General features: G+C 40.0%; 24 protein-coding genes and 1 pseudogene. 11 read left to right on the top strand and 14 right to left on the bottom strand.

The features are described from left to right. The first annotated feature begins 1 nt into the window (after position 1). The 3 genes from ACXIUD_RS03545 to ACXIUD_RS03535 all read left to right on the top strand — a co-directional run bounded on the left by ACXIUD_RS03545 (position 2) and on the right by ACXIUD_RS03535 (position 3,773). Positions 2–370 (top strand): hypothetical protein, encoded by a 369-nt coding sequence (locus ACXIUD_RS03545; protein ID WP_458051240.1) that lies wholly within the window; start codon positions 2–4, stop codon positions 368–370. Positions 371–444: 74 nt separating this feature from the next. Continuing rightward, positions 445–2,928, top strand: coding sequence for a cation-translocating P-type ATPase (locus ACXIUD_RS03540; RefSeq protein WP_458051239.1), 2,484 nt, complete (start codon positions 445–447; stop codon positions 2,926–2,928). 128 nt (positions 2,929–3,056) lie between these two features. Next, positions 3,057–3,773 (top strand): carbonic anhydrase, encoded by a 717-nt coding sequence (locus ACXIUD_RS03535; protein ID WP_458051238.1) that lies wholly within the window; start codon positions 3,057–3,059, stop codon positions 3,771–3,773. Between the two features lie 82 nt (positions 3,774–3,855). Here ACXIUD_RS03535 and ACXIUD_RS03530 read toward each other — a convergent pair whose 3' ends face one another. Continuing rightward, a complete protein-coding gene (locus ACXIUD_RS03530; protein WP_458051237.1) occupies positions 3,856–5,532 on the bottom strand; it encodes an amidase in 1,677 nt (558 codons plus the stop codon). Here ACXIUD_RS03530 and ACXIUD_RS03525 point away from each other — a divergent pair. Next, positions 5,524–6,045 (top strand): hypothetical protein, encoded by a 522-nt coding sequence (locus ACXIUD_RS03525; RefSeq protein ID WP_458051236.1) that lies wholly within the window; start codon positions 5,524–5,526, stop codon positions 6,043–6,045. The genes ACXIUD_RS03530 and ACXIUD_RS03525 overlap by 9 nt on opposite strands. Before the next feature lie 131 nt (positions 6,046–6,176). Further along, positions 6,177–6,667 (top strand): annotated as a pseudogene (locus tag ACXIUD_RS03520) (DUF1016 N-terminal domain-containing protein). 348 nt (positions 6,668–7,015) lie between these two features. On the opposite strand, the gene ACXIUD_RS03515 reads toward ACXIUD_RS03520, so the two are convergent. From ACXIUD_RS03515 to ACXIUD_RS03505, 3 genes are all read right to left on the bottom strand, one after another. Next, positions 7,016–7,333 carry a hypothetical protein gene (locus ACXIUD_RS03515; protein WP_458051235.1) on the bottom strand — a complete coding sequence of 106 codons (318 nt, stop codon included), beginning with the start codon at positions 7,331–7,333 and terminating at the stop codon, positions 7,016–7,018. Between the two features lie 11 nt (positions 7,334–7,344). Continuing rightward, a complete protein-coding gene (gene fumC, locus ACXIUD_RS03510) occupies positions 7,345–8,745 on the bottom strand; it encodes a class II fumarate hydratase (RefSeq protein WP_458051234.1) in 1,401 nt (466 codons plus the stop codon). Between the two features lie 102 nt (positions 8,746–8,847). Then, the gene (locus ACXIUD_RS03505; RefSeq protein ID WP_458051233.1) at positions 8,848–9,339 is read right to left on the bottom strand and encodes a hypothetical protein; all 492 of its coding nucleotides are present in this window, start codon (positions 9,337–9,339) and stop codon (positions 8,848–8,850) included. A gap of 201 nt (positions 9,340–9,540) precedes the next feature. On the opposite strand from ACXIUD_RS03505, the gene ACXIUD_RS03500 reads away from it, so the two are divergent. After that, positions 9,541–10,701 (top strand): 6-bladed beta-propeller, encoded by a 1,161-nt coding sequence (locus ACXIUD_RS03500; protein ID WP_458051232.1) that lies wholly within the window; start codon positions 9,541–9,543, stop codon positions 10,699–10,701. Between the two features lie 198 nt (positions 10,702–10,899). Here the strand turns inward: ACXIUD_RS03500 and ACXIUD_RS03495 are convergent, their stop codons facing one another. Continuing rightward, on the bottom strand, positions 10,900–11,280 hold the full coding sequence (locus ACXIUD_RS03495) for a RidA family protein (protein WP_458051231.1): 381 nt from the start codon (positions 11,278–11,280) through the stop codon (positions 10,900–10,902). Positions 11,281–11,424: 144 nt separating this feature from the next. Here ACXIUD_RS03495 and kynU point away from each other — a divergent pair, with 144 nt between their 5' ends. After that, the gene (gene kynU, locus ACXIUD_RS03490; RefSeq protein ID WP_458051230.1) at positions 11,425–12,711 is read left to right on the top strand and encodes a kynureninase; all 1,287 of its coding nucleotides are present in this window, start codon (positions 11,425–11,427) and stop codon (positions 12,709–12,711) included. Between the two features lie 24 nt (positions 12,712–12,735). After that, complete coding sequence (locus ACXIUD_RS03485; RefSeq protein WP_458051229.1) at positions 12,736–14,094, top strand: FAD-dependent oxidoreductase; 1,359 nt, start codon at positions 12,736–12,738, stop codon at positions 14,092–14,094. A 366-nt stretch (positions 14,095–14,460) separates the two neighbouring features. Here ACXIUD_RS03485 and ACXIUD_RS03480 read toward each other — a convergent pair whose 3' ends face one another. The 3 genes from ACXIUD_RS03480 to ACXIUD_RS03470 all read right to left on the bottom strand — a co-directional run bounded on the left by ACXIUD_RS03480 (position 14,461) and on the right by ACXIUD_RS03470 (position 16,933). After that, positions 14,461–15,081, bottom strand: a complete 621-nt coding sequence (locus ACXIUD_RS03480) for a thioredoxin family protein (protein WP_458051228.1) — start codon at positions 15,079–15,081, stop codon at positions 14,461–14,463. Between the two features lie 6 nt (positions 15,082–15,087). Further along, positions 15,088–15,579 carry a redoxin domain-containing protein gene (locus ACXIUD_RS03475; protein WP_458051227.1) on the bottom strand — a complete coding sequence of 164 codons (492 nt, stop codon included), beginning with the start codon at positions 15,577–15,579 and terminating at the stop codon, positions 15,088–15,090. 442 nt (positions 15,580–16,021) lie between these two features. Then, positions 16,022–16,933, bottom strand: coding sequence for a M28 family peptidase (locus ACXIUD_RS03470; protein ID WP_458051226.1), 912 nt, complete (start codon positions 16,931–16,933; stop codon positions 16,022–16,024). Positions 16,934–17,005: 72 nt separating this feature from the next. Between ACXIUD_RS03470 and ACXIUD_RS03465 the strand changes: the two genes are divergently transcribed. Further along, positions 17,006–17,995 carry an NTPase gene (locus ACXIUD_RS03465; protein ID WP_458051225.1) on the top strand — a complete coding sequence of 330 codons (990 nt, stop codon included), beginning with the start codon at positions 17,006–17,008 and terminating at the stop codon, positions 17,993–17,995. A 67-nt stretch (positions 17,996–18,062) separates the two neighbouring features. Here ACXIUD_RS03465 and ACXIUD_RS03460 read toward each other — a convergent pair whose 3' ends face one another. The 4 genes from ACXIUD_RS03460 to ACXIUD_RS03445 all read right to left on the bottom strand — a co-directional run bounded on the left by ACXIUD_RS03460 (position 18,063) and on the right by ACXIUD_RS03445 (position 20,050). After that, complete coding sequence (locus tag ACXIUD_RS03460) at positions 18,063–18,320, bottom strand: DUF6952 family protein (RefSeq protein ID WP_458051224.1); 258 nt, start codon at positions 18,318–18,320, stop codon at positions 18,063–18,065. Further along, a complete protein-coding gene (locus ACXIUD_RS03455; protein WP_458051223.1) occupies positions 18,301–18,615 on the bottom strand; it encodes a thioredoxin family protein in 315 nt (104 codons plus the stop codon). The genes ACXIUD_RS03460 and ACXIUD_RS03455 overlap by 20 nt, the downstream gene beginning before the upstream one ends. Before the next feature lie 88 nt (positions 18,616–18,703). After that, on the bottom strand, positions 18,704–19,273 hold the full coding sequence (gene yjjX / locus ACXIUD_RS03450) for an inosine/xanthosine triphosphatase (RefSeq protein ID WP_458051222.1): 570 nt from the start codon (positions 19,271–19,273) through the stop codon (positions 18,704–18,706). A 69-nt stretch (positions 19,274–19,342) separates the two neighbouring features. Continuing rightward, positions 19,343–20,050 carry a YebC/PmpR family DNA-binding transcriptional regulator gene (locus ACXIUD_RS03445; protein WP_458051221.1) on the bottom strand — a complete coding sequence of 236 codons (708 nt, stop codon included), beginning with the start codon at positions 20,048–20,050 and terminating at the stop codon, positions 19,343–19,345. Between the two features lie 89 nt (positions 20,051–20,139). Between ACXIUD_RS03445 and ACXIUD_RS03440 the strand changes: the two genes are divergently transcribed. Next, entirely contained in the window at positions 20,140–21,480 is a 1,341-nt protein-coding gene (locus ACXIUD_RS03440) for an NAD(P)/FAD-dependent oxidoreductase (protein WP_458051220.1), read from the top strand. Here ACXIUD_RS03440 and ACXIUD_RS03435 read toward each other — a convergent pair. Continuing rightward, positions 21,468–21,908, bottom strand: a complete 441-nt coding sequence (locus tag ACXIUD_RS03435; protein WP_458051219.1) for a gamma-glutamylcyclotransferase — start codon at positions 21,906–21,908, stop codon at positions 21,468–21,470. The two genes, ACXIUD_RS03440 and ACXIUD_RS03435, sit on opposite strands and share 13 nt — an antisense overlap. Before the next feature lie 338 nt (positions 21,909–22,246). Here ACXIUD_RS03435 and ACXIUD_RS03430 point away from each other — a divergent pair, with 338 nt between their 5' ends. Further along, positions 22,247–22,762: a Spy/CpxP family protein refolding chaperone gene (locus ACXIUD_RS03430; RefSeq protein ID WP_458051218.1), complete on the top strand. Its 516-nt coding sequence runs from the start codon at positions 22,247–22,249 to the stop codon at positions 22,760–22,762. An 89-nt stretch (positions 22,763–22,851) separates the two neighbouring features. Here the strand turns inward: ACXIUD_RS03430 and ACXIUD_RS03425 are convergent, their stop codons facing one another. Next, positions 22,852–24,327: a glutamate synthase subunit beta gene (locus tag ACXIUD_RS03425; RefSeq protein WP_458051217.1), complete on the bottom strand. Its 1,476-nt coding sequence runs from the start codon at positions 24,325–24,327 to the stop codon at positions 22,852–22,854. Position 24,328: the final 1 nt, after the last annotated feature.

Here is a 24,328-nt window from a genome sequence, read left to right as displayed (position 1 = left end):
AATGAAAAAAATTACTTCCTTACTAGCGATGCTGTTTCTTGTTTTTAGCGTAGCATTTGCAACTTCCAATCATCCTTCTGATAATTTTGTGGGTGAATGGGACTTATTGATTGAAGGTACACCTCAAGGAGATGTAAGAGTAGTCATGACCATAGAAAAAGTGGAGGGAAAGTTGAAGGGCAAATTCAAAATGGCCGGAACGGATCAGGAAACAACGCTTTCCTCCATCAGTGAAGGAAGTGACAGCATCAGTTTTTCCTTTTTTGCAGAAGGTTATGATCTGTATATGAGTTTGAATGCCAATGGAGCAGATGCGCTCAAAGGCTATTTGGTAGATCAATTTCCTGTAACTGGCAAACGCTTGAAGTAATTGAAGCATGTTAACTTTTAAAAAACCCAATTCTTGATTTCCAAAGGATTGGGTTTTTTAGTTTAATTAAAAATATGAACTACCAAGGCCTCAGGGAACAGCAAGCAGTAGCTAATAGAAAAACATTTGGACGAAATGAACTTGAAGAAAAGTCACTTCATCCGATTTGGAAGATTCTATTAGAGATAGTTAAGGAGCCACTTTTTATCATCTTACTAGCCGCCTCTGCCATTTACTTTTTGCTTGGAGAATTCACAGAAGGCATGATCATGGTAGTGGCCATTGGGCTGATTTCTGGAATTTCCATTTTTCAGGAAAATAAAAGCAGAAAAGCAGTCAATGCACTCAAGAGACTATCTAGTCCAAAGGCTAAAGTGTACAGGGATGGCAATTTGATAACTATTCCTTCTGAAGAAATAGTTATCAATGATTTGATTTTAGTAGAGGACGGAGACCTTATTCCTGCGGACGCTACAATCATTGAAGCACATGATTTTGCGGTCAATGAAAGTGTCCTGACGGGCGAATCTTTATCAATAACAAAAGAATCAAGCTTACAGCCTTTGTTGATTTATCAGGGTACCTTGGTTGACTCAGGCAATTGTGTCGCAGAGGTGATTGCCATTGGGAAAAGTACAGCTTTAGGAAAAATCGGTTTGAGCATGGAGTCGATCGATCAAACCAAAACCCCATTACAACTTCAAATAAAGAATTTTGTCAAATCTATGGTCAGTATTGGAGGAGTCGCTTTTTTATTGGTTTGGGGGATAAATTATTTCACTTCCTACGATATCCTGCAGTCTCTCTTAGCAGGTCTTACCCTTGCCATGTCTATTCTTCCCGAGGAGATTCCAGTGGCTTTTAGCACTTTTATGGCATTGGGGGCATATCGTCTGTATAAAAACCAAGTTATTGCCCGAAGCCCTTATACGGTGGAAACATTGGGAGCGGCTTCGGTCATTTGTACGGACAAAACGGGAACCTTGACTGAAAACAGAATGGAGTTGAGAGCTATTTTCGATTTGAAGGAAAACAGGTCTCAGGATTTTACCCAGGAAGCTCCCTCATTTAGTTCCACCCTTGAATATGCCATGTGGTCCTCCGAAATCCTTCCCTTTGATGCCATGGAAAAAGCTATCCATGATTCCTATGTCAAACTTGCTCCTGTTGACGAACGACCAAATGCAAGCATGGTTCATGAATATTCTCTGGGAGGCAAACCTCCCATCATGACGCATATTTTTCAGAAAAATTCGGGTGAAAAAATTATAGCAGTCAAAGGAAGTGTGGAGGGAGTTTTGAAACAATGCAGGCTCGAAGAAGACGCCTTGAAAAGAATTTGGGAGCAAGTTGATCACTATACCAATCAAGGGTTTAGAGTACTTGCAGTAGGAAAAGCAGATTCTTCCATAGAAGTTTACCCGAAGACCCAACAGGAATTTGCCTTTGAATTGTTGGGTTTATTGGCATTTTACGACCCTCCAAAAAAGGAAATTAGCAAAACTATACAGAGTTTTTATAAGGCTGGTATTGATGTGAAGATGATTACAGGAGATCATGCCCAAACTGCTGCGGCTATTGCTGCCCAAGTCGGACTGAAGTCAACTGGAAAAATTCTGACAGGAGATGAATTGCTTGAGCTTGATTCAATGCAGCTGAAACAAGTAGTGAAGCAAACCAGTATTTTTGCTCGGATGTTTCCGGATGCTAAGCTCAAAGTGGTGGAGGCATTGAAGGAAAATGGAGCGATAGTAGCCATGACGGGCGATGGAGTCAATGATGGACCCGCCTTGAAAGCTGCCCATATTGGGATTGCGATGGGTATGCGAGGGAGTGAGGTTGCCAAAAGCGCTGCAGCGCTTGTGTTGATGGATGATGATTTGGGACACATGACCGAAGCAGTTGCTTTGGGGAGAAAAATCTACGAAAACCTCAAAAAAGCGATTCGATACATCATCTCCATCCACATTCCAATCATCTTAATTGTGTTGTTGCCCTTAGTTTTTGGCTGGGAGTATACCTTGATCTTTACTCCTGTGCATGTGATTTTCTTAGAGTTGATTATGGGGCCTACTTGCTCCATTGTATTTGAAAATGAGCCGATAGAACCCAATTCCATGAGCAGTCCCCCAAGGAAAATGAGTGATACTTTTTTCTCTTTGCCAGAACTTTCCATGAGTGTATTCCAAGGACTGATGATTACAGTTGCCACGCTAGGCTTGGGATACTATTTAATGAAAGAGGGACAAAGTATAGAATTAGTACGAACGGTTATTTTTACGACACTGGTGTTCAGTAATGTATTTTTGACTTTGGTCAATCGGTCTTTTTATTATTCTGTTTTTCAGACTATTCAATATCCCAACAAATTAATGCCCTTGGTTTTGGGGATTTCTTTGCTGTTATTGATGTTGATGCTTACAGTTCCAGCTTTCAGCGATTTGTTCAGCTTCGAATCAGTAAGTATAATGATGCTTGCCCTATCCTTCATTATATCCCTCGTTTCAGTTTTTTGGATAGAATTCTGGAAAATTTGGAAACGAAAAAAAACTCTCTAATCCAGTCAAACAAGTAGCTCATTTTTTTGACCTACACTTGGTTTTTAGATTGTATGAATCATCTCATTAGGTGATATTCCTCACCAATTATTGTCGAGGAAGTGTGGAAATTTGCAAGAAAAAAGCACATGAAACGCTTTCATTTACTATCCAATTACCTATTGTGGCTACTGCCGTTTGGTGCACTTCTCGTCTTAACCTTTGGATGTAAGCAAGCTCCTGTTGAGCAACATTTGGAAAATATACCCAAGGAAAATCTTTTGGAGGTGTTGTTGGAAGGGAATGTGCGTTTTGCGGAGGATCATCCTTTACACCCAGATCAAACATTGACGAGACTTCGGGAGCTCAATAAAGGGCAACATCCAGTTGCGGCGATCGTGAGTTGTTCGGATTCTCGTGTTCCACCTGAGCTGGTTTTTGACCAAGGTTTGGGAGATCTATTCGTCATCCGAAATGCCGGCAATATCGTGGGAGATTATGAAATCGGTAGTTTGGAGTATGCGATAGAGCACTTGGAAGTTCCGCTTGTAATTATTTTGGGGCATACCAATTGTGGAGCGATCGGTGCTTTTGTAGACCATGACCATGATCATTCCCATCAATACTCGATTTATATCCAGAAAATCATTGATTTTATTGAAGCTGAGGAGGAGGAAAAAGCCTTGCCCCGAGATATTCCTAACTTTTACGAGAAAGCAATTGAGGCCAATATTTTGCATGGGGTCCATGCCTTGAAAAAAGCCTTGCCTTCCGTAGACTCCCTGATTGCCGAGAAAAAACTTCGGGTAGTAGGAGCCATCTATGATATGGAGACAGGAAAAGTCAGGGTATTAGAAGACAACTGACACGAACTTGCCAATAAAAAAAACGCTACCAAACTTTTTTATAGGAGAGAGATGGTAGTGTTTTTTGTTCATAGCCCTTGAATTAGCGATCGAATAGTGGAGGTCTCTTTTGCTGCCAATCAGTTGCTTCCTGATAAGCCCTGCCAATCATAATTAGTTTTTCCTCGTCAAATAAATTAGCTAAGAAGGTAATGGATGTAGGACTTCCATTGTCATCAAAGCCATTGGGCAAGCAAAGTGCAGGGTGTCCTGTTAAATTGGTGACTTGTAGCTGATTTCCCCCATAGCTCGGCGTCACAATCACATCATAATCCTTGAAAATCTCGTGCACTTCTTCGATCAAAATAGAGCGGAAACGGTTCGCTTGAATATATTCTACGGCGGGGATGAACCGTGATGAACGGAATAGGTTTGGCCAGGCATTTCTTCGCTGATTCACCAATAAATCATCTTGATTGCTCAAGGTCATCTCATCAAAAGCCGCCGCACCTTCCACATACAAAGAAATCAACATGCTTGGCACATTGACAGAAGTCTTGAGTTCTACAGGGTGTAATTCTACGCCCATTGCCTTCAATTCGTCTAACACTCTTCTGTCTCTCAAGTTACTTGGTCTTTCTCCCTCAAAGTAGCTGGCAAAGTAGCCCACTTTTAAGTCTTTCAAATTTTTGGAAGCATTGTAATTAAGCGCAGCAGGGATGGTACTTTTATCTTTTGCATCAAAGCCTTGGATAACTGAGAGCACGATTCCATTATCCAACGCCGAGCGAGACATTGGGCCGATTTTATCCATACTCCAACTCAGCGCCATGGCACCATGACGACTAACACGGCCGAAGGTTGGGCGAAGTCCCGTTACACCATTACGAGTGGATGGAGACACGATGCTACCCAAAGTTTCTGTTCCGATGGCAAATGGGACCAAACCTGCGGACACTGCCGACCCTGAGCCTGCAGAGGACCCGCTTGCACCCTGATTCAGGTTCCATGGGTTTTTAGTCACCCCACCGTACCAAATATCACCCATTGCCAGTGCCCCCAATGTAAATTTGCCTACTAAAACAGCGCCAGCAGCATTCAGTTTTTCTACTAATGTAGCTGTTTCATCAATTTCCTGATCTTTGTAAGGCATGGCTCCCCAAGTGGTTTTGGTACCTTTGACAGCTAATAAATCTTTGATACCAAATGGAATACCATGAAGAGGACCTCTGTAAGTTCCTTGTGCCAGCTCCGCATCCATGGCTTTTGCTGTGGAAAGGGCTTCATCTTCCATCAGAGTTATGATACACTGAAGGGTATCACCGTAAGTTTTGATTCGGTCAATATAGATGCGTGTCAATCGCTCTGAGGTGATTTGCTTATTTTTAATCAATACCGAAAGCTCAGCGACGCTTAAATATGCAATATCATGGTCTGCTTGTGGGAGTTGTACTGTACTTGGGAGTCCCCAATTGTAGGCATCTTGTTGTTGACTGGGAACAAATCCATGTGGGAGAGGATTGAATCCTATACTAGGACTCACACTATTTGGAAGTGATTGCTTACGCATCGCTTCAAAACTCGCTCGGTGGCCTTGTAAATTTTGGATCATGCTGTCTCGCTCGGCAGGGGAAAATTCCAAACCTGCCAAGGCTTCAGCACCCATGATGCTCTCGTGATTGATTTCGCCTGTTTGCCTGCCGATAATAAAACCTACGAACAGGAATCCTGCTGCCAGGAGAAAAATTCCTACCCGAGAACGATTATTTGAATGCTTCATGTAGTTTTGTGTTTGGGTGAAAACCTAATAGACAACCGAAAAGTTATCCCTGAAAGATACCAAAAAGTAATCATGCAAGAAAACACGCTTACACCAACATTTCCCATGCCTATGCGAGGGCTGCTTTTACTTACAGGAATGTATAGCTTTGCCTGGTCCGCCTTCTTTCGGTATTTTGGAGAAGATTTGTTGAGATGGCTATCTATGGAAGCAATGGCTCCGGAAGGAGTGAGTGCACGAATTTTTGGTACAGTGGGGATGTTGGTAGGATTTGTGATTTTTCTTTCTGCTTTTTACCCGATTAGTTGGAGGTATTTGATCATTGCAGGAATCATTGGTAAATTGATCATGGTTTCCTGGTTTATTCTCGCTTTTATTCCCGCATTGGATTGGAATAAGCGGACTATTTTTCATGTGGTATTTTCAGAATTGCTTTGGTTGATTCCTTTGACGGTGATTTTACTGCGGTCTTTGAAAGTGTCTAAGTATATAGCTAGTTTGCCAGAGGAGTGATTTTGAGGTAGTCTTAATATTAAATTATAGCAAGTTGAAAAGGGGAATCTTGTTGGGGTCTAAGAATTATTTTTAAGAACGGAGATAGATTAGGCTATTTAAATAAAATCAAAAAATTGAATGAAATAGGTATGCAATACATTCAAGAAATAAAGGAAATTTTAGCCCAAGCTAGACAAAAAACCTACCAAGCAATTAACAGTGCAATGGTAGAAGCCTACTGGAAAATTGGCCAAAAAATAATACTAGAAGAACAAAAAGGAAAAGAAAGAGCAGATTATGATAAGGAAATCATTCATAATGTTTCTCTTGAACTTACTAAAGAATTTGGCAAAGGATATAGCAAAAGAACTCTTTGGGAAATACGACAGTTCTACTTTTACTTTCAAGACTTTGAAATTGTGCGAACGGCGTTCGCACAATTTCAAAGTCTCATTACCAAAGAGTTCTAAGAGTTTCCAACCCTGATGCTAGACTGTATTATCTTACAGAGGCCGCTCATCAAGGATGGAGTATTCGTACGTTGGATAGAAACATTTCTACCATGTATTATCAACGATTATTATCCTCGCAAGCAAAGGAAGTAGTAGAAAATGAAATGTTGCAAAATACTCAGTATTAGCAGATAATCAACACCTATTTGCCAGCAAGTATGTGGATTATTTGCCTACAGAAGAAGAGTTGGTTGAACAAATAGAACAACAAAAATTGATGTTAAAACTAAAATACCATATCTCATAGAATATCTATTATGGTTACTAAGAATTTGGAAAGATGTTACCTTCATTAAGTTTTGAACATTTGGCTACTTTTAACTTATTAAGCAAAGACACGATTTTTTCAAGCTTGAAGGGAACCTTCTTTTGTCAAGTTTTATAAAAGTACAAATTAAACTCTGGGCATCTTACATGTAAAAAAAATGGCCACTTTTCAGCGGCCACTTTTTTTTGACTATTCTCTAAGGAATCAATTACAAGATGATAATCAACAAAAGAATAACAATAATCGCTCCAGTGGAAATGTAGATTCCTCCACCTCTCATGGACTTTGCCTCTTTTTCAAGACCTTTTAATTCTGATTTAATCGCTTTTTTCTCGGCTTTTTCCATTTCTGAAAAATCCATATCCTGAATTTCAGCAACTCTGTTTTCAATTTGCTCTAGGCGAAGCGTTTCTTCAGCAGTTAGTTCCTTCGGTTCTTTTGCTTTAAATGGAGAAGCTTCTACAGGTTGGCTGCCAAAAAACATCATGGTTCCAGCAGCTGCTAAGGTCAATACGTATTTTTTCATCTGGATAAAATTTATTTTAAACTACCAATCATATCTTCGGGTCTTACCCATTCGTCAAACTGCTCATTTGTAAGCAATCCCAATGCCAAAGCTGCCTCTCGTAAGGAAGTACCTTCTTTATGAGCTTTTTTAGCAATTGCAGCTGCATTTTCATATCCAATATGTGGGTTTAAAGCTGTAACCAACATCAGTGAATTCTCTAAATGCCTCTTAATAAATGCGGTGTTTGGTTCAATGCCAATGGCACAGTTATCGTTGAAAGATACACAAGCGTCTCCAATTAATCTAGCAGATTGCAAGAAATTAGCAATCATCATGGGCTTGAATACATTCAATTCAAAATGACCATTAGATCCACCTACAGAAATCGCCACATCATTACCCATTACTTGTGCTGCTACCATGGTCATAGCCTCTACTTGTGTTGGGTTTACTTTACCTGGCATGATGGAAGATCCTGGCTCATTTTCTGGAATCAAGATTTCGCCAATGCCGGAACGAGGCCCTGAAGATAGCATACGAATATCGTTAGCAATCTTCATCAAGCTTACCGCCAATTGCTTCAATGCACCGTGTGTTTCTACAATCGCATCATGTGCAGCCAATGCCTCAAACTTGTTGGGAGCGGTAATCATCGGCTGACCGGAGAATTCAGCGATTTTCTTGGCTACCAATTCAGCGTATCCTTTCGGTGTATTTAAGCCTGTACCGACGGCTGTTCCACCCAATGCTAATTCAGAAAGGTGAGCTAATGTGTTTTTCAAAGCTTTTAAGCCATGATTTAACTGGGCCACATAACCAGAAAATTCCTGTCCCAACGTCAATGGAGTAGCATCCATGAAGTGGGTTCGCCCGATTTTCACCACGTTCATGAAAGCTTCAGATTTAGCCTGTAGCGTATCTCTCAACTTTTCCACGCCTGGAATGGTAGTTTCTACCACCATTTTGTATGCAGCGATGTGCATAGCGGTAGGAAAGGTATCATTGGATGATTGAGACTTGTTAACATCGTCATTAGGATGAATCAATTTTTTGGCATCTTCCAAAGAACCGCCTAACAATACATGTGCTCTGTAAGCAATTACTTCATTGCTGTTCATGTTGGATTGTGTACCAGAACCTGTCTGCCAGATCACCAATGGGAATTGATCGTCATGTTGGCCTTCCAAAATTTCATCGCATACTTTTGCAATGATATCCGCCTTATCCTGCGCTAAAACACCTAATTCAGCATTGGCTAAAGCCGCAGACTTTTTCAGAATAGCAAATGCACGGATGATTTCAATCGGCATGCGGTTGCGCTCCCCACCGATTTTAAAATTATTGATCGAGCGTTGTGTCTGCGCTCCCCAGTACTTGTCAGCAGGCACCTCTACAGGGCCCATGGTATCTTTTTCGATTCGTATGCTCATGATATGTATAGATGTGTTTTTCAGATTGCTAAATTAATTCTCAATTGCTAGATTCCATACGAAATTCTGTTCAAAGGGATGCTTTTCTGCTAAGTGCCATAGTTATTTGCTGTCACTACTTGAATCATTCAGCAATTCGTAGAATAAGTTTTGGGAAATCTTGACTTTTCGTTTAAAGTGTGCCCAAGCAAACCAATAATTGAAGGCTCCAATCAAAAATATGGCAGTTGCCAATTCGGGCTTTGGAATCAATGAACTGAAAAGTCCACTTAAGACCAAGCAGATAACAGACCAAAAAGCCAAAAAAAATACAGATCCCGGAAACAGCTTATAGTCCAAAAAAAGAATAATCCCTGTTTTGGTACTTTCGATTCTCCCTTTGATTAATGGAAGAAAACTATCTGCCTTTTTGATGATCAATGAAATGGAAAACCCATTTTCTTGAATTACCCCATTGAATTTGTAATCGTCTTCTTTGTGCGTCTCGATATCCAGGTAATTGACATTTTTAGTCACTTTTTCCAGTCTATACAGGATTTCCTCTTTGCTCAAAGAAGAAACCAAAGTTTCAGAAAAATTAGGAAACAGTTGCATAGACACTAAACGAATACTGAGATGCAAAGTTAAAAAAAGCCCAATTTTTCTGTAAAGACATTTCAATGTTTACTTTGAACAAAAGAACTACTGGACTTTCTAAATATGGTTTAAGAAAAATGTCAGCCAGGCCCTAAAAACTTTACATATATATATATATATATTCGGGGATCAACTAATTTAAAACGAAATAATAATTATATGAGAATGGGGGCCTTAATCTTATTATTGACGATACTCTTATATGCCTGCTCGTCCAACAAAACAGAGGATATTGTTCGTACAACTATTTATCCCGTAGAAATAAAAGAGGAGGCGAAGTTTTCAGACATTTTTGAAAATATAAGTTATACAAGCCTAAAAATCCCATACCACCTTAATATAACCAAAATTGATAAAGCGATTTTTACAGGCAATCATTATATAATTGGTGATTATCTCGACGGGTTGAAAATATTTATCTTCAACCAAGAAGGTGAACTTACAGGACTAATCAATCATTATGGAGAAGGGCCTGGAGAGTACACAGCAATTTTAAACTTTATTTTTAATTCAGGAAATAATCAGATAGAATTGCTCACACCTGAGAGAATACTAAAATTTGATATTGCTGGAAATTTTTTGGAGGAATTCAAACTCCCAATAAAAATGGAGAACTTTGTTATTACAGGTAATAATGAATATTTGGCGTTCATTCCCCCATACATGTTTAATGAGTCACTGCCTAATGGTGGAAAAGACTTTGATATATTCTCATTAGATCTCAAGAATAAAAATAGTGATCCTATTGTTCCAGATGTATTTTCACATAAAGCTTTTCATTTCCATGAAAAAGGTAACTTATTTGTAAACGGTAACGATTCGTATTTTTCAACTACCTCAATTGATACCATTTACAAAATTATTAATGCAAAATTGGAGGAAAAGATAATTCTTGATTTTGGTAAGTTTAGATTGAATCCCAAGGAATTTCATGGATTAAGTTCGCAGCAAAAAGCCTTTAAACGCAATGAAGAAGCGTTTATAAACAAGACTTTTTGGCACTATCCACATCTTAGTACTGATGGCAATACGTTAATTACGACATATTTAAACAGGAATGGATATAAATTGACTTTGGTAGAGTTACATAAAGGAACGGCATGGACTTCACCTTATTGGACCAATGATATTGATGGAGGATTGGAATGGTTCAATGCCCCATTTATTTTTGAAAATTCTATATTTTCTTTTATGTCCAATGAAGTAGTTTTGGACCATTACAACAAAAAAAATTGGAATGGTTCCATGACTCCATTCACAGATTTGGCGAAAAAGTTAAGTGATGAACTGGTCGTTATAAAACATGAATTGAAAAATTAATTTTCAATTATAGCAACTTACACAAACACAGCTCATCTCTTAGTTGTATAGGCCAATGTGATGGCTAGTTGGAATTTGACTTTCCTCCAAATTGGGGCATTCCTATGTAGTTAAGCTAATTCTTAATAAAATGCCATACTACTACTAGAAAAGGTCTTATTTCATGAAATTTAATGAATTGTATGCTATCAAAATCCCTTATTTCACCGCAATGCAGGAAATTTCCACATTGACATCTTTTGGCAAGCGGCTGACTTCTACCGTTTCTCTTGCCGGGGGATAGCTTTTGAAATATTGTCCGTATGCTTCATTAATGGTAGCAAACTGACCCATGTCTTTGATAAAAATGGTGCATTTGACCACATGTTCAAATCCATAACCTGCCGCGCGAAGGACCGCTTCCAAATTTTTCATAACCGCATGTGTTTCTTCGGTAATGTTTTCATTGATCAATTCACCGGTTTCCGCGTCTAATGGGATTTGACCGGAGACATATAAGGTATTTCCTGCTTTTACTGCTTGGCTGTAAGGCCCAATCGTTGCGGGCGCTTCGGATGAATAGATGATTTCCTTGGACATAGTTCTGATTTTTTTGCAAATTACATAATCACGGAATTCTCCCTTGAGATATTCACGATTTTTTCCATTGAAATAGTGTAAGTTTGGGAGTTTTATCAAACTTAAAACCCACCTTTCCTGTTCAAAAGTAGTCAATACTGAATTATGAGCACCACCGCATATCAATTTACAGAAGCATTTGCCCGCAGCATGGATGCACAGGATCCCTTGAGAAATCATCGTTCCAACTTTCATTTCCCTCAAGTGGAGGGGAAGGAGGCCATCTATTTCTGCGGTAATTCCCTTGGATTGCAACCCAAGACCACTGAATCCTATATACAGCAGGAGCTTCACAATTGGGCAGATAAAGCAGTAGATGGACATTTTCATGGGGAAGATGCATGGTATCATATCCGCAAAAAATCCAAGCCAGCTCTTGCCCATATTCTAGGTGCCCATGAACACGAGGTAGTGGCGATGAATAACCTGAGCACAAATCTTCATTTGTTAATGGTATCCTTTTACCGACCAACAGCTCAAAAATTTATAATCATTACAGAGGCAGGAGCATTTCCTTCCGATATGTACATGTTAGAGACGCAAGTGAGATTTCATGGCTATGATCCAGATGATGCGATCATTGAAGTTGGACCAAGGGAAGGAGAGCATACCATACGAACGGAGGATATCATAGATGCTATCCACTCACATCAAGATGAATTAGCATTAGTCATGATGGCGGGGCTTCAGTACTACACTGGCCAGGTTTTTGATATGAAGACCATTAGCCAAGCCTGTCAGCAAGTGGGGGTTCCAGTTGGATTTGACTTGGCACATGCTGCCGGGAATGTTCCGTTACACTTGCATGACTGGGGGGTTGACTTTGCTACTTGGTGTTCGTACAAATATCTAAATTCTGGTCCTGGCAATGTCTCTGGCGTATTTGTTCACGAGCGACATGCAGAAAATCCCAAGCTACCTCGTTTTGCAGGCTGGTGGGGACATGATGAAGGGGAGCGATTTAAGATGGAGAAAGGATTTAAGCCTATGTTTGGCGCAGATGGTTGGCAATTGGCAAACTCCAATGTCTTAGCCTTGGCAGCGCATCAGGCAAGTTTGGATATATTCCATGAAGTTGGAATGTCTCAATTGAGGAAAAAAAGTGAGCAATTGACAGGGTACTTGGAATTCCTGATCCAAGAAATCAGCGGTGAGACGGGAGTTCTTGAAATTATCACTCCTTCATCAGTCCAAGAGCGAGGCTGTCAGTTGTCATTATTGATTCACAAAGGTGGAAAAGCTGTCTTTGATGAGTTTTATAAACATGGTGTAGTAGGGGATTGGAGAAATCCAAATGTGATCCGATTGGCACCTACACCCCTGTACAACAGTTTCTTGGACGTGTACAGATTCGCCAAAATTCTTGAACAATCCCTTCAAAAATTCGCTTAAGTAAGGGGTTACAATCTCAAACCTATGAAAAAGAATCAAATCAGTATCTTAGGCTCTGGTCTTATTGGGTCATTGCTGAGCATATATTTAAAAAGGCGGGGCTTAGATGTCTCGATCTATGAAAAAAGAGCCGATAATAGAAAAGGTCCCTATCGTGAAGAAGGGAGGTCTATCAATATGGCGCTTTCTGATAGAGGCTGGAGGGCGCTTGAAAAAGCAGGGCTTACAGAAAAGGTTAAGCCATTGACAATTCCCATGTATGGAAGAATGATTCATGACGAACATGGGAAAACCAACTTCCTGCCTTACGGAAAAGAAAATCAAGCAATCTACTCTATCTCCAGAGGTAAGTTTAATCAACTCTTGGTTGATGAAGCAGAAGCGGCTGGAGTAAAAGTTAATTTTGAATCAAGAATTGAGGATGTAGACCTTAAAAATTTCCAAATTGAGCTGACATCTTTACAGTCTGGAGAAAAAGAAACCATAGCATCCGAAGTGATTATTGGTTCCGATGGGGCTTACTCCAGCTTAAGGAATGCCATGCTGAAGCAGATGCGTTTTGACTATCGTCAGAAATATATCAGTCATGGATATAAAGAATTGAGTATTCCGCCAACAGCTGCAGGTGAGTTTGCGATGGAACCCAATGCGCTCCATATTTGGCCAAGGGGAAATTTCATGTTGATCGCCCTTCCAAATCCGGATAAATCTTTCACTTGTACTTTATTCCTGCCTTTTGAAGGGGACAGGGTATGTTTTGAAAATATCAATGATGAGCGAGATGTAGTGGGTGTCTTCAAAACCTATTTTGATGATGCTTTTGAGTTGATGCCTAATCTTTCCAAAGAGTTTTTTGCAAATCCTACATCATCTTTGATCAATATTGAATGCTTCCCTTGGATGCTCAAAAGTTCACTCTTAATAGGTGATGCCTGTCATGCCATGGTACCATTCTATGGTCAGGGCATGAATTGTGGGTTTGAAGATTGCTTTATTTTGGATGAGATCATTGAAAAATATGGCACCAATGCATGGGAGCTTGTTTTTGCAAAATTCCAAAAAGTAAGAAAGCCAAACACAGATGCTATTTGTCAATTGGCGATGGAAAACTTTGAAGAGATGAAAAATGATGTAGCAGATCCAAAGTTTATTTTGAGGAAGAAAATAGAGGCTAAGTTACATCAATTATATCCCAAGGATTGGATTCCTTTGTATACGATGGTAACATTCTCCCATATGCCTTATGCAGAAGCATACTACCAAGGAAAATTACAGCAAAAAATCATGGACAGAGTAATGGCTGATCCACTGATTACTCAAAATTGGGATAATTTAGATTACGAAGATATTATCAATCAAATGGATAAAGCAAGGGCGGTTTAAAACCGCCTTTTTTTTGTGTGATATTAGAAGCGAGCCCTTCGACAAGCTCAGGGACCGAGACGACAAGCGAGAGACGAGAGACGAGAGACGAGAAACGAGAATCAACTAATCACTAATCACTTGTTTCTTTTTCCACTACTCACTACTCAATTCCCTTTCAATGCCGGGGCTTAAAAGCCACGGCATTTGATCTGGTGTATTCCTTAGAAATTTGTATAGATTTTGTTTCAAGAATTCAATGGATGCCGAGGGTTAAAATCCATGGCACCAATTCATTCTTAATTCCTCATTTCTAATTTCTCACTGTTCACTGCCCACTGTTCATTTTTCACTGCTCACTGTTCACTGCTCACTTTTCACTGCTAACTACTCCGCTTTCGTCCACTTGATCGTGCAACCAATTGCTTTGGTCGTTGTTACTGCAATGGATTGTCCAGCCATGATCGCTGACATAGCATCTTCAACATAACGCTCGGTTACGGCACTGGCATCCTGATAGTTATTGTCGATAGCTCCTATGTATTTTACAATGAAATCATTTCCTTCCTTGTTGAGTAGGTAAACATGAGGTGTTCTGCTTCCTCCGTAGGCTTTGATGACTTCTTGGGTTTTGTCATATACATACGGGAAAGGAAAATTCTTTTCTTTGGCTCTTTCCTGCATTTTCTCAAAGCTGTCGCCTGGGGATACTTTGTCATCATTAGGATTGATAGCGATTACCGGGTAGCCCATAGCTGCATACTTATTATGAAGGTCTATCATTCGGTCTTCGTAGGCCACCACATACGGGCAGGTATTACAGGAGAAAATTACAATTGCTCCTTTGATGTCTGACATGCCTGCTAAGGAAATCATATTTCCATCCACATTTTTCAGATTGAAGTCGCTGGCTTTATCACCAATTTGAAAGCCGGACTCTTGAGCCTGTACGCTGATGGTAACCAAAAGTGCCAATGCTAAGGAATAAAGAACACGTAGCTGTTTCATAGGATTTTACTTGAGTTTTTGTATGATAGATTTTAATTCGATTTCATCGACTTCACCTTCATGGAAGTACTTGCTTCCATCAGTCTTAATAAACAATGTAGCAGGAATAGCTCCTGACCAACTTGGGTCAACTTTGTCTATCCATTTGTTGTAATCTACATCATTTAATAGGTACACAGGAGCTTTTACGCCCCTACGCTCAATAAAGTTGGTTACTCGCTCGGGTTTTCTACCATCGTCCATGGAAATAAAAATCAATTCGATTTCGGGGTCATCCGCTTGCACCTTCTCAAAATAGGGCATCTCTTTCACACAAGGGGCACACCAAGTAGCCCAAAAATTAAACACCTTGATTTTTGAACTCGACTCACCCATCATTTTTTCGAAATCCTCAAAGCTAATAATTTCAAAAACTGTAGGTTCAATCTCTGTTCTCTTGTCAAGAGCAAAACTACCCAGCCAAATCCAAAGAAGGGAATATGCAAATAGAATTTTCATTGTTAAAATTGCACTATTTAAATTAACATTTGAATAATAAATCAGGCATTAAATGCATTTTTATGTAATCAACCGACGAAAAACGTCAGGCTATGTATGGAAGCCAAATTTTATTCTATTTTTCAAAATACTAAACCATTCTTCATTCCAAACGTAAAAAGCAAAATTTGGTTTGACCACTCATAAAAAAGGCCTTATACGCAACGTATTCAAAGGGTCAAAAAAGCAAGAAAAAATTATCCACATTTATCCACACTTATCCACAAGCCCCATTTTAAATCATTTAAATGCTTGAAAAACAGATTATTAAGCAATAAAGGTTAATAGTGTTTTTGTGGATATCTCCTTGGAAATGAGATTTTTAAAATTTCAAAATCTAAGGGGAAGGTGGATAAATGGAGACTGCAAAATTTAATTTGCTTTTGAGGATTCTTGGATAAGTCTAAAGATTTTCATCCAAGGAAATCAAGGTTCTTAAAATTAAATTAACAGCATTAATAAAGAACTCAGGCTGTATATTTTCAAAGGTATCGGTGACCTTGTGGTAATCCTGATGATCATCCACTCCAAAGTATATGAAGGGGACTCCTTTTCTATGAAAAGCGGCATGGTCAGAAGCAAAAGTCCAATCCTGAAGACCGTCGATTTCCTTATTGTCATGTCCCATTTTCAATTGTATAGTCTGATCCTTAGTAAAAGGTTCTATAAGTGGTTTTAACTGAGGGTACCTATTGGTACCTACGGCCCACAATACATTGTCATCACTCCTACTAACCATATCCATATTGATGCAAAGCGCAACCTGCTCTATTGGAAAAGGGAAGTCTGCGACTAAAGCCTTTGAACCATGATGTCCCATTTCTTCTGCATCTACCAGCGCAAAAAGCATGGAATGCGCTGGTCTATTATTGGAAAAATACTCGGCAAGAGCTAACACGGCTGCTGTACCAGAAGCATTATCATCTGCCCCTAAAAATACTTGGTCATTAATTTTACCCAAGTGATCATAATGAGCCATCACCACAATGATTTTTTCACTCGAGGAGCCTGGAATAAAGCCTACTAAGTTGGCCGCATCCTCATAGGCAGTAAGCATACCCCCTCTATTGCTTTCAAAATTGAAAAACTGAGTAAAATCCTCGAATTGAGATGTCAGTTGGAGTTCGCGGAATCGGTCTCGAATATATTCTCTAGCCATCAAGCTTCCTTGAGATAAAGGTTTTCTCCCTTCAAGTTTTTCAGATGCTAAGTACTGCAAATCCTGAAGAAGGCGTTCTGAATTAATTTTTTGGCCAAAACTTTGCTGATTGAAAGAAGTCAACAATAGAAAAAGAATTCCGATAAATCTTTTCATATAATTTATTTACTTTGTTCGTTGTGTATATTCGTAAAATTACTGACATCTATTAGTTCTGCCTACACTGCAATGAAATATCTTTTAGCAAGTATCCTTCTTTTTATATACCTCAGCCAAACGTATGCCCAAGGAGCTTTACCAGAAGAATTTTTTGCGGGTAAGACAGTTGTATTGATTTCTAATTCTCCTCAAGCAAGCCCGGTGGCTACCTGGCAGGATTTGGCAGAGAATATCCATCCGGCATTGAAAGAAGCAGGTGGAGATCCAGTTGGATATTATGAATTGGAGCGTTTGACCTTATCAGAGGAAACCCAAGCAGGATATGCAGCTGCTTTCACTAAACGTCAAATCAGCACAGTGGCAATTTTGACCCGAAAATCTAATGGTTCATTATTTTTACACATAGGTTCCTTTAGCAATAACAAACAGATTATTGGCTCATCTTCCTTGTGGGGGTTAGAAGCCCCAACCCTAGAAGGGCTAGTGGATCAATTGATCGCCATTGGTAGAACAACCCGAAGCAAAAACTTTCTTGTTTTGGATGTGCCGGAGTTTTTAGGAGGGGAACAGGCCATGGCCTCATCCACCGCAAGAAGATTCTTGCCAAGAAACCCGCTAAACTTAGACGTGTTTAAATTAGGTGTTCGTCTAGCAAGTGGAACTTCTGAAGCTGGTGTCTTGGCTAATTTCCGCTATGATTTATTGGGCAAAAGTGAAGCCAGTATTTTGGCAGAGCAAGCGGAAGAACGTAATAGTCTGGAGCAGATTTTTGGAGAATATTATCCTTATCAGGTAGCATACCTTACGACCGCCAAAACAGATCAGGAATTGATTGCCGACCGTGTACAATTCCAGTTGATAAAAGTAGAAGGGAGAGAAGCAGACTTACTTCAAAGTATGGGTTTGCCTATCGAAGACTCTGAAAAGAATAGTCGCATAGTGGTCAAATATTACATCCGATTAATTGTAAGGGATGAACTATATATTGGGCCTACCTGGGATGCTGATCCCAACTGGAGAGTAGCTCTGACCAATTTTTTGAGGAATCTTAAGCAGTAAAAAAACAAAGCCCCAAAAAGGGGCTTGATAGCATTCATTGCATTAGGGTGACAAACAACTTCAGCTTTTATTTATCGATGGAGCCAGTAACACGTTTCATAAATGCATTTAAGGCTTCTTTCTTGTCTTGTCCTGACTTAATCATTTGATTAACTTCTAAAGAACCGTAAAGGTTTGAAATAAGTTCACCAATGACTTCCAGCTCCTCATCCTTCAAAGCAGAACTATCTGCTAGATGTTCGAGTAATTCTAAGGTTTCATGTACCCAATCTTCGTCATTAGCTTCTACGAAAGCCAGCACATGTTTAATTAGAGGTAATCTCATGAACCAAGCTTTTTAGGATTTCTTCTTTATTCGTTTGATTTTGGCTTACCAAGGTGCCGTTTTTGAAAGCAGCAAAGGTTGGTAAGTTGGTTACTTGTGCAAATTTTCGGGATTCTGGGAATTTCTCAGCATCCACATAGATGAATTTAACATCCTCAAATTCGCCAGCAAGCCTTTTCATTTTTGGCTTCATTATACGGCAATTGCCACACCAAGTAGCTCCGTATTGTACAATAACTTTTTCATTATCAGCAAGAAATTGCTGTAGTGTATCGCTTTCTAATTCTTGTAGCATCTTCGTTTTGGTAATTTTTAGACTGCAAAATTAATGGATATAGAATGGAAAAACTAATTGATAAAATCTATCCATTATAGGTATCTTTTTAGTATATCTCGGGATTCAAGAATGGAATTAACGCTAAAATGACAGCAGGTGTATAGTAACTTTTTCTATCAATCCGCTCATGAGTCAAAATACCCACAGCCCCATTTCCAGTTTTGGAGTTTTCACGTTGAAAGAATTGATCATCTGCTTCTCCTAGTTCCATCCCTCCCTTCACAAGGGCCGTAATTGCCGGAGGGAGAAAGAATGTTGCTGTTTTTGCTTTTCCTATTTTACCTGATTTATCGATGATTACCACCCAAGCAAAAGCTTGCATTTCATCCTCTATTTCTTCGATTCCACCTTCGATACCTACCCAATAATCTGCTTCAGGGAAAACTGCTTTGGAATTCAATGCTCTGTTCATTGCTCCTTGATAGGTCTCATGATCTCCTACAGGCTGATTAGAAACTCCAGAACCAACATTAAGTCCCTCGATTAAGAACGCATCGTCAAAGGCTTGGTGAAAGGCTGAATCGGTGCAGCTGATTTTTACAGGATTTTTGCTGCCAACAATGATTAAAAACTGTCTTTTTTCTGATTGAATGTTTTTCCGTTTGGGAAATGCCATGAGTTGATTTATAAAAAAGGTATTCTAGCTTCGCTTCTATTGCTTTACCAAAATACCTTCGAGTGAAAATTACGCCATATTGGTGAAGACTTGGTTGACATCGTCATCATCTTCCAACTTTTCAATGAGTTTATTGATTTCTTCTTCTTGCTCTGGAGATAGTTCCACAGTGGTCGCAGGAAACCACTGGAAATCGGCATTGGTAATGTCAATGTTTCTATCTTCTAGGGCTTTCTGCATTCTGCCAAAGTCCTCAAATGCAGTGTATACGAAAATTTCTCCTTCGTTTTCAGCAATTTCATCCAATCCAAAGTCAATCAGATCCAATTCCATTTCTTCCAAGTCGAAATCTCCTTGGGCAAATCGGAAAACCGCCTTTTTGTCAAACATAAAACTCACTGAGCCCGAAGTACCAAGAGAACCGTTACACTTACTAAAATAACTTCTGATATTGGCAACTGTTCTGTTTGTATTGTCTGTAGAGGTTTCTATAATTACTGCAATCCCATGAGGACCATATCCTTCATATACGATTTCTTCGTAATCCTTTTCGTCTTTGTTAGACGCACGTTTGATAGCTGCCTCAATCCGGTCTTTCGGCATGGCGGCACCTTTGGCGTTTTGAATTACAGTTCTAAGCTTGGTATTGTTGGCAGGGTCCGGACCTCCGGCTTTTACTGCCATCACTATCTCCTTACCCAGGCGGGTAAATACCTTGGACATTTTGCTCCAACGCTTAAACTTTCGTTCTTTTCTGAATTCAAATGCTCTTCCCATCGTGTGTATTTGTTTAAAAGCTCGGTAAAATTAAGAAATCTTTTATATTTGTTTATACCATTTCATTTTTACACGCAAATCCAGTAGCTATGAGTATGCCTTTGACTCCCATACCGAACATTAGTGATCCAACTTTTAAACGAATTGTGATAGTCGGTGGAGGGTTTGCCGGTTTGAAGTTGGCGCAAAAACTTTCGAATACAGCCTACCAAGTGGTTTTGTTGGATAAAAACAACTACCACATGTTCCAGCCACTGTTATATCAAGTGGCTACCGCTGCCCTGCCGCCCGATGCAGTCTCTTTTCCATTGCGGAGGGCTTTTCATAAAACTCCCAATGTGGTTTTTAGAATGGGGGTGGTTCAAAAAATCCAAAAAGATGAAAATTTGCTCTTCACCAATTTGGGTACATTGACCTATGATTACCTGATTTTGGCTCAGGGTGCAAGTACCAATTACTTTGGCAATGACAATGTCCACAAGTTTTCTGCCCCTATGAAATCTACTTCAGAAGCCCTATACATCCGAAATAAAATCATTTCTAACTACGAGCGGGCAGTAAATATAGCAGATGCAGAGGAGCGCAAACCCATTATGAATGTAGTAATTGTGGGTGGCGGGGCTACGGGTGTGGAATTGGCCGGTTCGATCGCTGAATTGCGCAACAAAGTGCTTCCCAAAGATTATCCTCAGTTGAGTTTTAAGGACATGAGGGTGATTCTTGTAGAAGCAGGCCCTTGTCTTTTGGCCGGTTTGAAAGAAAAATCCCGAGATAAGGCCTTGGAGTATCTTCAGCAACTAGGTGTGGAAGTGATGTTGGAAACGATGGTGACGGATTATGATGGATTTACCGTACAGTTAAAAGACAAGCCTTCCATTGAGACAGTCACTTTATTGTGGGCAGCTGGTATCAAGGCCAATACGCTGGAAGGAATTACTTATGAGCAAAAAGCTCCAAATGGGCGCTTGTTGGTCAATGAATTCAACCAATTGAAAGGCGCAGAAAATGTCTTTGTAGTAGGTGATCAATGTGTCTTAATTGATGAAAAATATCCCAAGGGACATCCACAGGTGGCCCAAGTAGCCATCCAACAAGCTAGTAATTTGGCAAATAACCTTAAGAAGGAGCTTAAGGAGAAACCTTGGAAGCAATTTAAGTATAAGGATCTAGGCTCCATGGCAACAGTAGGAAAAAGCATGGCTGTGGTAGATTTACCTTTTGTGAGTTTCAGAGGCTTCTTTGCCTGGTTTGTTTGGCTTTTTGTACACCTGATGGCCATTTTGGGCGTTCGTAATAAATTGGAAATTTTGCTGACTTGGGCATGGAAGTACCTTTCTTTCGACCCAAGTCTTCGCTTGTTGATTAGACCTAGATATGTGAAAGAGTTTAAGCGAAAATGGATGACCGAAGAACCGGATTATGAGGTTTGAGATTTCTTTTTGATTTCCGCAAGGTAGGATTTAGCTATTCCTTGGGCTTCCCCTCCTCTAAGAATGGTCATTACATAATCCTGATTTGGGAGCAGACCCTCTTTTCGAATTTTAGACTGAAAAGTGTATGCAGTAATTACCTCAGTATTCAACAACACTTGCTTCTCTACAAAGTCATAACCGGGTTCAGAATTCAGGAAGTATGCTACGGAAGATTCAGAAATTTGAAACAACAATCCAATTACCTGTAAGCCACTTTTCTCGTGGATATTTGCCCGTGCACTTCCATCTGGATTGGGGAAACTGAATTCAAATTCGTGGTTAGCTAATATTCCAATTCCGATTAAAGTAGGTTCCTCTGGTAGTCTTCCTTGTAAAGTATCAATATCCAGATTACTGGCATAGCCGAAGTAGTAGATGTTATTCATGGAGCTTGTAGATTTAATGTCAAAGTTAAAAGATAGGTCATTTTGTACAAGCTACGATGAATCAAGTAGGAATGCAGGTAATAAAAAACTTGAATAGTTAGCTTACCTCTAAATGAAACCGTTGACATTCGACTGTTGACTTTCCAATACCAGCTTCAAATTCGCACAACCTCCATTCACTCATTTTCTATTAACCTTTCTTAACACTTTTAAAGGATTGACAGATTAAACCTCCTTCACTTTCCTCAGTCTAAAGGGTATAAATTGCACAACAAAAGGCTAATCCCGGGTAAAGCTTTCTTGCGCGCATGTTTCACACATACCAAACTATAGAAGCCATGAACAAGCTATTATTGATTGCCACGATGTTATTGATTTCTTTTGCAGGTTTTGCACAAAGAGGTTCAGGACCTAATCAAAACCCTGAAGAAAGAGCTAAGCGAATGACCGAGCGCATGTCCGAACAATTGGCGCTTACAGCCGAGCAGCAAGAGGCTGTATACGCTATCAACTTAGAAAACGCCACCAAAAGACAAGCAGAATTGGAAGCCCTCCGAGAGGAGCGACAGCAAATGCGCTCAAAAATGATGCAGCAGCAACGCACTCAGAGAGATGCCATCCAAGAGATCTTAACTCCTGAACAAAAAGAAAAGTGGGAAGAAATGCGTGCCCAAAATCAACAACGAAGGGGAGAAGGTCCGCAGATGCAAAACCGCCAAAGACAAGGTGATGGTCCTCGCATGCAAAATCGCAGAGGGTGGAGTGAAGAAGGTATACGTACAGAAGGAAAGCGTTCCCAAGAACGCAAAAGAAAAGGGCCTCCCACAAACGAATTAAACCCTGTAATGAATTAGTTTTAACGATAGATTGCCGCTTGCAAACAAAAAAGTGAGGCCAAAGGTCTCACTTTTTGATTTTGGGTCTGTTAACTAAACTAAAACTCTTACTCAGCAATGAAGCGCTCTTCTACTTCATAATAACCCTCATCTTTTTTAGGAAGTGTTGAGCTTCCCATGAGATACTCGTCCACTGCCACTGCTGCTTCTCTTCCTTCTGATATTGCCCATACGACTAAAGATTGTCCTCTTCGCATGTCACCCGCCAAAAATACCTTAGAATTCGTGCTTTGATAGTTTTTGGACTTTGGTAATGTATTTTCATATTGTTTGACACCGAAAGCTCCCAAAAGACCATTTTCTGCTGGACCTGTATAGCCAATAGCAATAAATGCCAAATCACAGGAAATTGTCCGCTCAGTCCCGGGAATTTCCACAAATCGCATTCGACCATTTTCTTCTTTCCACTCAAGATTGACCAACACCAACCCCGTAACTTCTCCTTTAGCATTGCCAATAAACTCTTTGGTCAAAATAGAAAATACCCGCTCAGCACCTTCTTCATGAGAGCTTGACGTCTTCAAGGTCATCGGCCATTCTGGCCAAGGGTTTAATACCGTACGTTGTTGGGGTGGCTTAGGAAGAAGTTCTAATTGAGTAATGCTTTTGGCACCATGTCTATTGGATGTACCGATACAATCTGATCCCGTATCACCACCACCAATGACGATTACATGCTTGTCTTTTGCGTTGATAGGGTTTTCTTCCAATTCACCTGCTATTACCTGGTTTTGTTTGCCCAAGAAATCCATGGCAAAATGTACCCCTTTCAAATCCGATCCTTTGATATTAAGGGACCTAGGTTGTTGTGCTCCAGTGGCGATAACTACTGCATCAAAATTTCGAAGTATATTTTCAGCCTTGATATTGAAGCCAACATCTGTACCTGTACTGAAAATCACCCCTTCTTCTTCCATCAATTTGATCCGTCTGTCTATTACCCATTTTTCTAACTTGAAATCAGGAATACCGTAACGCAGCAAGCCACCCGCTTTTTGATCTTTTTCAAATACAGTTACTTCGTGACCAGCTTGGTTGAGTTGATCAGCTGCCGCCAATCCAGCGGGTCCTGAACCAATCACAGCTACTGTTTTTCCCGTGCGGGTTTTGGGAGGATTAGGCTTGACCAGATCCATTTCATAAGCCTTTTCTACAATTGATTTTTCTATCAATTCGATGGCCACAGGATCTTTGTTGATTCCTAATACGCAAGAAGACTCGCAAGGTGCCGGACATATCCTACCTGTGAACTCTGGGAAATTATTTGTGCTTTTCAAAATAAAATAGGCTTCTTCCCATTCATTCCTATACACGGCATCGTTAAACTCTGGAATTACATTTCCGAGAGGACAACCCTGATGACAAAAGGGTACCCCGCAGTCCATGCACCTTGCGGCCTGTTTTGTTAGCTTATCTTGATCAAAATCCTGATATATTTCTTTGTAGTCGTTGATTCGTTCTTGCGGGGGACGCGATTGGGGCAATTCCCGCTGAAACTTCATAAATCCGTCTTTAGCTCCCATC

The sequence above is a fragment of the Mongoliitalea sp. genome, from assembly GCF_054166905.1.
The sequence above is the reverse complement of the archived record's forward strand: the minus strand, read 5'-3'. Positions and strand labels throughout refer to the sequence as shown.

Excerpts from the sequence above, each read along its gene's own strand:
- ACXIUD_RS03480 (WP_458051228.1), bottom strand. The coding sequence starts at position 15,081 with ATGAAACAGCTACGTGTTCTTTATTCCTTAGCATTGGCACTTTTGGTT.
- ACXIUD_RS03435 (WP_458051219.1), bottom strand. The coding sequence starts at position 21,908 with ATGAATAACATCTACTACTTCGGCTATGCCAGTAATCTGGATATTGAT.
- ACXIUD_RS03445 (WP_458051221.1), bottom strand. The coding sequence starts at position 20,050 with ATGGGAAGAGCATTTGAATTCAGAAAAGAACGAAAGTTTAAGCGTTGG.
- ACXIUD_RS03495 (WP_458051231.1), bottom strand. The coding sequence starts at position 11,280 with ATGTCCAAGGAAATCATCTATTCATCCGAAGCGCCCGCAACGATTGGG.
- ACXIUD_RS03475 (WP_458051227.1), bottom strand. The coding sequence starts at position 15,579 with ATGAAAATTCTATTTGCATATTCCCTTCTTTGGATTTGGCTGGGTAGT.
- ACXIUD_RS03530 (WP_458051237.1), bottom strand. The coding sequence starts at position 5,532 with ATGAAGCATTCAAATAATCGTTCTCGGGTAGGAATTTTTCTCCTGGCA.
- ACXIUD_RS03525 (WP_458051236.1), top strand. The coding sequence starts at position 5,524 with ATGCTTCATGTAGTTTTGTGTTTGGGTGAAAACCTAATAGACAACCGA.
- ACXIUD_RS03545 (WP_458051240.1), top strand. The coding sequence starts at position 2 with ATGAAAAAAATTACTTCCTTACTAGCGATGCTGTTTCTTGTTTTTAGC.
- ACXIUD_RS03500 (WP_458051232.1), top strand. The coding sequence starts at position 9,541 with ATGAGAATGGGGGCCTTAATCTTATTATTGACGATACTCTTATATGCC.
- ACXIUD_RS03430 (WP_458051218.1), top strand. The coding sequence starts at position 22,247 with ATGAACAAGCTATTATTGATTGCCACGATGTTATTGATTTCTTTTGCA.
- kynU (WP_458051230.1), top strand. The coding sequence starts at position 11,425 with ATGAGCACCACCGCATATCAATTTACAGAAGCATTTGCCCGCAGCATG.
- ACXIUD_RS03485 (WP_458051229.1), top strand. The coding sequence starts at position 12,736 with ATGAAAAAGAATCAAATCAGTATCTTAGGCTCTGGTCTTATTGGGTCA.
- ACXIUD_RS03465 (WP_458051225.1), top strand. The coding sequence starts at position 17,006 with ATGAAATATCTTTTAGCAAGTATCCTTCTTTTTATATACCTCAGCCAA.
- ACXIUD_RS03440 (WP_458051220.1), top strand. The coding sequence starts at position 20,140 with ATGAGTATGCCTTTGACTCCCATACCGAACATTAGTGATCCAACTTTT.
- ACXIUD_RS03460 (WP_458051224.1), bottom strand. The coding sequence starts at position 18,320 with ATGAGATTACCTCTAATTAAACATGTGCTGGCTTTCGTAGAAGCTAAT.
- ACXIUD_RS03505 (WP_458051233.1), bottom strand. The coding sequence starts at position 9,339 with ATGCAACTGTTTCCTAATTTTTCTGAAACTTTGGTTTCTTCTTTGAGC.
- ACXIUD_RS03470 (WP_458051226.1), bottom strand. The coding sequence starts at position 16,933 with ATGAAAAGATTTATCGGAATTCTTTTTCTATTGTTGACTTCTTTCAAT.
- fumC (WP_458051234.1), bottom strand. The coding sequence starts at position 8,745 with ATGAGCATACGAATCGAAAAAGATACCATGGGCCCTGTAGAGGTGCCT.
- ACXIUD_RS03535 (WP_458051238.1), top strand. The coding sequence starts at position 3,057 with ATGAAACGCTTTCATTTACTATCCAATTACCTATTGTGGCTACTGCCG.
- ACXIUD_RS03425 (WP_458051217.1), bottom strand. The coding sequence starts at position 24,327 with ATGGGAGCTAAAGACGGATTTATGAAGTTTCAGCGGGAATTGCCCCAA.
- yjjX (WP_458051222.1), bottom strand. The coding sequence starts at position 19,273 with ATGGCATTTCCCAAACGGAAAAACATTCAATCAGAAAAAAGACAGTTT.
- ACXIUD_RS03540 (WP_458051239.1), top strand. The coding sequence starts at position 445 with ATGAACTACCAAGGCCTCAGGGAACAGCAAGCAGTAGCTAATAGAAAA.
- ACXIUD_RS03515 (WP_458051235.1), bottom strand. The coding sequence starts at position 7,333 with ATGAAAAAATACGTATTGACCTTAGCAGCTGCTGGAACCATGATGTTT.
- ACXIUD_RS03455 (WP_458051223.1), bottom strand. The coding sequence starts at position 18,615 with ATGCTACAAGAATTAGAAAGCGATACACTACAGCAATTTCTTGCTGAT.